Below are 6,638 nucleotides of genomic sequence, written 5' to 3'. Positions count from 1 at the left end.
ACATTGACAGTTACGCCTGACGACCATAGCGAGCGTGAACCACCTGATCCCTTGCCGAACTCAGTAGTGAAACCGCTTAGCGCCGATGGTAGTGTGGGGTCTCCCCATGCGAGAGTAGGTCATCGTCAGGCACTTATTGTGAAAAATCCCCCGCGGCTTGCGCCTCGGGGGATTTTTTTTGCGTGGAATTTAAAGCGCCGTTTAACGGCCAGTAAATTTTTAGCGGATAGGCTTGGTGTTTATTATAAGTGCTATGATGCGTCCCCAATGACTACATCAAACGGCTATTGCTTTTGAGTGATGGGCGCAAATAGAGGTGAAGTGGTGAGTGAAACGGTACCTACGTCGTGGTTAGTCTACTGCCGTCCTGGCTTTGAACATGACGCGCTGGCTGAGATGCAGCATCATGCAGAGCTTGAGGATGTCACCTGTGAACCTGCTTACGGGGAAGGGTGGGTTAGCCTAACGCGCACCGACGATGAGCCCGTTAATGATTTACACCGCCAGGCCGCGTTTAAGAAGCTTATCTTTGCTCGCCAAAGTTTAGCCGCCTTACCGGCGCTTACTTTGTCACGCGATGACCGGCTGACCGCTATTTTAGATCAGGTAAAAGCCAGCCGCTGGAGCTTTGAAGAAATCTGGCATGAAACGCCCGATACCAATGATGGTAAAGCATTGGCGGGGCTTATTAAGGCCCTTACCAAGCCACTGCAAAGCATGCTGAAAAAACGCGGCGCGCTACGCGGCAAGGCGGGCGGGCGTCGGCTACATATCTTCTGGACCGATGGTGATCGTGTTCAGCTGGGTATGAGTTTCCCCGGTAATCGCAGTGAGCTGCTTAACGGTATTCGCCGGTTGCGCTTTCCAACGCGTGCGCCAAGTCGCTCTACGCTTAAACTTGAAGAGGCGTGGCACGAATTTATTCCCCGTGAAGAGTGGGATGAGCGCCTGGGGGATCATATGCAGGCTGCCGATTTGGGCGCCGCACCGGGTGGCTGGACATGGCAGTTGGTACAGCGCGGTATGTATGTATATGCCATTGATAACGGCCCGATGGATAAGCAGCTGATGGCCACCGGTCAGATTGATCATCTAAAAGAAGATGGCTTTACGTGGGAGCCGCCCCAGCGTCTGGACTGGTTGGTGTGCGACATAGTGGATAAGCCTGTACGCGTGCTCGCCATGGTGGAGCGCTGGTTAACACGCAAATGGTGCCGTGAGGCCATTTTCAACCTGAAACTGCCCATGAAAAAGCGCTGGGATGAAGTAAACCGCTGCCTGTCAAAGCTGGACGATGCCCTGGAAAGTGCCGGCGTCCGTGCAACGGTCACCTGCCGGCACCTTTATCACGACAGAGAAGAAGTGACTGTGCACGTAAGGCTAGCCCATTAGGCGATTATTAGGCCCTGTCTGAAAAGTGCCTGCGCTCGATAATACGGCGTTAAAAATCGGCTCAGAATACTCATTTACACGAGTAAATTCCGTGTCTTCGCCGATTTTTGCCTTGTCTTATCTTCGCTCGTCTACTTTTCAGACAGAACCTAGTAGCCCGCTTCGTAGATACGGACAGTCTCGTCTTCTGTTAAGAGCGGTAAAATACGCTGCATGGCAGTGGCGCGTGCTTCACTGGCGTGCCATTCTTTCCAGGCACGTAAGTCGCGCCACTTGGTAATCATTAAACGGCGATCAGTATGGCCTTGTTGTACCAGCGTTTCGCCGCTGACAAAGCCCCTAACGCCAAGAGAGACACGCATGGCTTCTCGCGCTGCTTGTTCATACTCATCTTCCAGGCCGGGCATAATGCGTCGTTCGATGATAACTTTAATCATGCTATCTACTTCCTAAACCGAGGATATGAATGGCTGACAATACCGAAGCCTCACCCCGTCATGACACTCTGCTGGACACTACCGGCCTGTATTGCCCTGAGCCTATTATGCTGATGCATAACAAAGTAAGAGACATGGATTCAGGACAAATTCTCAAGGTCGTTGCAACCGATCCGGCTACTACGCGCGATGTCCCCAAGTTTTGCCAGTTTTTAGGCCATGAGCTTGTGCAGAGCAGTGAGACAACCGACGGCTATATTTACTTTATACGTTTAGCCTGATGAAGTGCAGCCTGTGCGAGGCAAGAATCGACTAATGGCGAATGAACCCCGCACGGCGCCTTGCTCATCAATAAGCCTGTTTCAAGAGGTGGTTCATTCTTCAGGAACCACCATCATCGCTAATGCTTCAAGGGTCGCAGGATCTTCTTCAAGAATGCGGTTGGCGATGTGGCGTTGAAAGAAATATACGCTTTGGTGGTGGGCGCGGGCGCAATAAAGGCAGTTATCGCCTAATAGAATTGGCGTCATCGTCGCCTTTTGCTCATCGGCTAATAAGGCATCAACTGAACCGTCGCTGTATAAGCGCCACCCGTAAACAGGCTTCATATGCCAGGGAGCATTGGGGTGGTTCATACATAGCGCATGAGTGCCTAAAGTATCGGGGAGCTGTTGGATAAGCGTGACTTCGCCAGACGCCTCATACTCAAAGTAATCCGCGGCAGCCGTCAGCTCATAATATTTATGATCAGGAGGGGTATCGAATATCTCTTCCGTTTCCGGGTCACGATAGCCAATAAAAAAGCCGTTTTCCTGACTATTGACCTCTTGGCAGGCGGTGAGCGTTTCCATCCACGGCACTAGCCCCACGACATTGCCATCTTCTCTTAGCCCCCAGGCTAAGATAGGCATGCCATAAAAGACATCGGGACTTTCCGAGAGTTGATAGACCATTTCCAAGCCATCTAACTCGGGAGCCAAACGAACCAAGCTTTTTTGCGCCTGCTGACGCTGACGCGCGGTAGCCAGGTCAATGACCTGGGCAGAGCGGGGTGACTGGGATACGCCCATGATGTCCCTCCTTGTGCTGCGTGGTCACGACATTGACAAACAATAAGATGCTTACCGCATAGTTCACCAATAGCACAGGTTGACCGCTAGGTTAAGAGGAAATCGAATAATTTAATCGTTTACGCAAACGGGGTGCTTATCTCTAAGCATTTGATGGTGTTCTCTGGCCTGAAGGTACTGCTGCCAGGGAGCCTGGGGATGACTAAGCGAGAGCCACTGAGCCTGATAAGACTTTATAGCGTCAGGTGGCTCGACAGGCTGGCTGGTGATGAGTGTATTAATAGCCGTTAGCCACTGTTTCGCGCTGTCTTCAAAGCTATCGAGCGTTTGCATGTCCCACGGCGTTAGGCACGTTTCACTCGTTGACTCATGTTGAATTAAAAACTGGTTAGCATCTTGTAAGCTTTGCGCGGCCAGCAACAGCGTGCGCAATATTTCGGCAGTCAAAGAGCGCTCTTGTAAATGCTTAAGATGGTTTTCAAGCCGGGAGGAGTCCTGCTGCCAGGATTGGCTAAACTGGCTATCTACCATCTGCTGTAAATAAACAACCGTGGCAAACTGCTTATCAAGGTTGGGAAGGCCGCTAATCACCAGTGGATGGCTTGCCCGTGAAAAGCTATTAATCCACTCCTCAGAATCAAAAATTGCGTTCCAACTAACGGCGGGCAGCTGAGCTGTTTTGAGGAGGGTCAGCTGCTCAAGGCGCTCTCTATCTTTTTCACCTAAGTGATCAGGAATATCGCTTTCCCAGCATGCATCTAGACGTTGCCATAGCTCGCGTTCATATAACCAGTGCTGGCTTGGCGGCGCCACACGGCCTAGCTGATTATTACGCGCGGCAATGAGAGAGGTGATCTGGCACTCGCGCAGTGCGTAGATGTTTAACATGCCATCACGGGTTTCTGCGACCGGAATCAACCGCTCCCGGCGTTCAGGAAACGCGCCGATATTGGGTATTTCCGTGCGTTCAATTGCTTTAGAGGACAGGTCTTCGGCAAGCTGCTGATGATAGGCTATCCATGGCTGCTCGGCGTCCTTGCCCTGACAGCCTGCCAGCAGCAGGCTTACACATAGCGCCAGCCAATACCGAGTCCTCATCCAGTGAGGCATGATTTACTCCTGTCGACTGATCCATTTTAAACGCCAGCCGAGTAGAACCGTTGCGGTACTTAACCCGGCAATCAAACCGATCCAGTACCCGTGAACCCCGAGCGGTTCAGACACACCGTTGATGCCATGAGCACCCAGCCAGTGGCCGCCGCCTAGGCCCACAATCCAATAGGAAAGCACCGTGATGACCATGACGATACGGGTATCTTTATAACCCCGTAGCGCGCCTGCAAGGTTCACCTGCAGGGAATCCGACAGCTGGAAGATAACCGCTAACGCCACGATGGAAAGCGCAAGCGCCTGTATCTCTGAGTTCGAGGTATACAAAGCAATCACCGGCTTTGCCGTTACCCACAAAAAGAGGCTGTTGAAGGCTGCAATGAGCACGCTTACCACAACGCCATTCCACGCGACCTGACGGGCCAGAAACGGGCGATGCCTGCCCAGTGTATTACCCACGCGTACTGTTAGCGCCATACTCAGCGACAGCGGCAACATAAACAGGATAGAGGTGTAGCTTAGCGCGATTTGGTGAGCCCCTACGGTTACCTCTCCTAAGCTTGCGACAAATAGGGCGATTAAGGTGAAAAGAGTCACCTCAACAAAAATGGCCACGCCAATCGGCATGCCCACAAAGATAAGCTCTTTAATGCCTGCCAACTGAGGTGGAGTAAAGCGATGCCATAGCGACACGTTTTTATAAGCACGTCCACGGCGGGTATACAGCAGCATGGTGAACATCATGGTCCACATGGAGATTGCGGTCGCGATACCACAGCCAAAGGCGCCCATAGCCGGTATTTGCTGCAGGCTATCAGGCACGCCGCTGCCCAGCAGGTCAACCAGACCATCGCCGCCGTAAATCAGCAAATAGTTAGCTGGAATATTCACAAGAAGGCCAATAACACTGATCCACAGTGATGGCCGCGTATGATTCATGCCGTCTGAAAAAGCACGTAACGCCTGAAAAAGCGCGATGCCGGGCATGCCAAAGGCCACAGCGGAAAGGTAGGCCGCTGAATCCTGCGCGACTTGAGCTGGTACATCCATTAATTCGAAAATGGGCATGACGCTGGTTCTAAGCAGAATCGCGGCGATAATGCCCAGTACTAAAGCCACCCATAATCCCTGATGCACCGCCGGGCGAATGGCATCGTTGCGCTGCCCGCCGAGGTGATACGCCACAATCGGCGTAAGCCCCATGAGCGTACCCGTCATGAATAGCATCAACGGTGCCCATAAGCTTGTACCCACGGAGACCGCTGCCAGCGACGTAGCGTTAAAGCGTCCCGTCATCATGACATCGACTACCCCCATGCCCGCCTGGGCAAGCTGCGCGCCACAAATGGGCAGCGCCAAGGCAATCAAGGCACGTGTTTCGGGCCAATAAGTGGTTTTGATGTCGTTAGCAAAGCGGGCCAAGGAAAGGCTCTCCGTCAGTAAAGTAAGCTATAAAACGCCGCTAGATTAGCAGGACTCGCTGGTTTTTGCCGTTTAGACTTCAGCCTACCTAACGAGGGCCGTTATACTAGGCAAAAAGGGCTTAAATAACGAGGATATTGTGGTTCACACACAAGACAAGTGGTTGCTTGAAGACATTACGGCACTCTTTGATGGCATTTTTATGCCGCGCTACCAAACCCGGTTAGTGCGCGGTAAGGATGAACCACTTTATCGGCCTGCTGATGAACAAACGCCTTATCATCAAATCATCTTTGCGCGGGGGTTTTACGCCAGCGCCCTGCATGAAATCAGCCACTGGTGTATTGCCGGTACCAAGCGCCGTCAGCTGGAAGACTATGGCTACTGGTATTTGCCCGATGGGCGCAATGCCCAGGAGCAAAGCGCTTTTGAGCAAGCCGAAATTGCCCCTCAGGCGTTGGAATCACTGTTTGCCGACGCGTGTGGGCGTACCTTTCATGTCAGCGTGGACAACTTGGGGGGTGATGTTGAAGTGGATCGTGACGCATTTGCCAAGAAGGTAAACGCCCGAAAACAGCGCTATTTACAGGAAGGCCTGCCCACGCGCGCCAACGCCCTTTACGTGGCGTTGACGTCGTTTTATCAGCGCGAAGAGTCACTTGCCGCTGCGATTGCCCAAGGCCAGGCGGTTCTGGATCAAACGCCTGTGGCCGTTAATGCTTAATCCGTATCGGTCAACCGCTGGTGCAAGGAAAGCATGACTTCAAGCTCATGCTCTGGGCGCATGGGCTCCAGGCCCAACTCGCTGAAGGTCTCGCGTCGCTGGCGGTGCCATTCGCCCGGCTCAAGTGAGGGGTAGAGCACCGGGGCAGGGGCTAGCTCAACAAATGGGTCCAGCCCGTAAGTATCAAACAGCCGTGCAAGTGCGGCTTCTTCGTCGCCGTTATCGCTTGTGTAAAGCGTCGCCGAAAAATGGTCGTTCTCGAGCTCGCGAATCACTTCAAGGGGGCTAACGCCCAGGCTCTCAAGCTCCTCGATGCTATAAGCGCCCATGGCATTGGTATCTTCCTTGATCCAGCTGTCGTCTGGTTGAATCAAGGTTTCTTTAACGCGCCCGTCGGGTAGTGACCAAGCAATGGCAAGGGGAAGGCCGTCGTCTTCGCCCGTTTCAATGGCAATAAATCCTGGGTAATCGGCCACGCTCGTA

8 protein-coding genes and 1 rRNA gene are annotated in these 6,638 nt (G+C 52.8%); 4 read left to right on the top strand and 5 right to left on the bottom strand.

Translation table 11 applies throughout. The features are described from left to right. Positions 1-15: 15 nt before the first annotated feature. Positions 16-131 (top strand): 5S ribosomal RNA (gene rrf / locus D467_RS0110755). Positions 132-324: 193 nt separating this feature from the next. Beyond that, positions 325-1,392 (top strand): 23S rRNA (cytidine(2498)-2'-O)-methyltransferase RlmM, encoded by a 1,068-nt coding sequence (rlmM, locus tag D467_RS0110750; RefSeq protein WP_155826475.1) that lies wholly within the window; start codon positions 325-327, stop codon positions 1,390-1,392. Between the two features lie 149 nt (positions 1,393-1,541). On the opposite strand, the gene D467_RS0110745 is transcribed toward rlmM, so the two are convergent. Further along, positions 1,542-1,829, bottom strand: a complete 288-nt coding sequence (locus D467_RS0110745) for an antibiotic biosynthesis monooxygenase family protein (RefSeq protein WP_018917529.1) — start codon at positions 1,827-1,829, stop codon at positions 1,542-1,544. Positions 1,830-1,858: 29 nt separating this feature from the next. Here D467_RS0110745 and tusA point away from each other — a divergent pair, with 29 nt between their 5' ends. Beyond that, a complete protein-coding gene (gene tusA / locus D467_RS0110740; protein WP_018917528.1) occupies positions 1,859-2,110 on the top strand; it encodes a sulfurtransferase TusA in 252 nt (83 codons plus the stop codon). Positions 2,111-2,203: 93 nt separating this feature from the next. On the opposite strand, the gene D467_RS0110735 is transcribed toward tusA, so the two are convergent. From D467_RS0110735 to D467_RS0110725, 3 genes are all read right to left on the bottom strand, one after another. Continuing rightward, entirely contained in the window at positions 2,204-2,899 is a 696-nt protein-coding gene (locus D467_RS0110735) for a hypothetical protein (protein ID WP_018917527.1), read from the bottom strand. 111 nt (positions 2,900-3,010) lie between these two features. Next, complete coding sequence (locus D467_RS0110730) at positions 3,011-4,009, bottom strand: DUF3080 family protein (protein WP_018917526.1); 999 nt, start codon at positions 4,007-4,009, stop codon at positions 3,011-3,013. A gap of 3 nt (positions 4,010-4,012) precedes the next feature. Further along, on the bottom strand, positions 4,013-5,431 hold the full coding sequence (locus tag D467_RS0110725) for an MATE family efflux transporter (protein ID WP_018917525.1): 1,419 nt from the start codon (positions 5,429-5,431) through the stop codon (positions 4,013-4,015). Positions 5,432-5,570: 139 nt separating this feature from the next. On the opposite strand from D467_RS0110725, the gene D467_RS0110720 reads away from it, so the two are divergent. Further along, a complete protein-coding gene (locus D467_RS0110720; RefSeq protein WP_018917524.1) occupies positions 5,571-6,155 on the top strand; it encodes an elongation factor P hydroxylase in 585 nt (194 codons plus the stop codon). Here the strand turns inward: D467_RS0110720 and D467_RS0110715 are convergent. Further along, positions 6,152-6,631, bottom strand: a complete 480-nt coding sequence (locus D467_RS0110715) for a hypothetical protein (protein ID WP_018917523.1) — start codon at positions 6,629-6,631, stop codon at positions 6,152-6,154. The genes D467_RS0110720 and D467_RS0110715 overlap by 4 nt on opposite strands. Positions 6,632-6,638: the final 7 nt, after the last annotated feature.

The organism is Vreelandella zhanjiangensis DSM 21076 (assembly GCF_000377665.1).
GTDB classification, from domain to species: Bacteria; Pseudomonadota; Gammaproteobacteria; order Pseudomonadales; family Halomonadaceae; genus Vreelandella; species Vreelandella zhanjiangensis.
The sequence above is the reverse complement of the archived record's forward strand: the minus strand, read 5'-3'. Positions and strand labels throughout refer to the sequence as shown.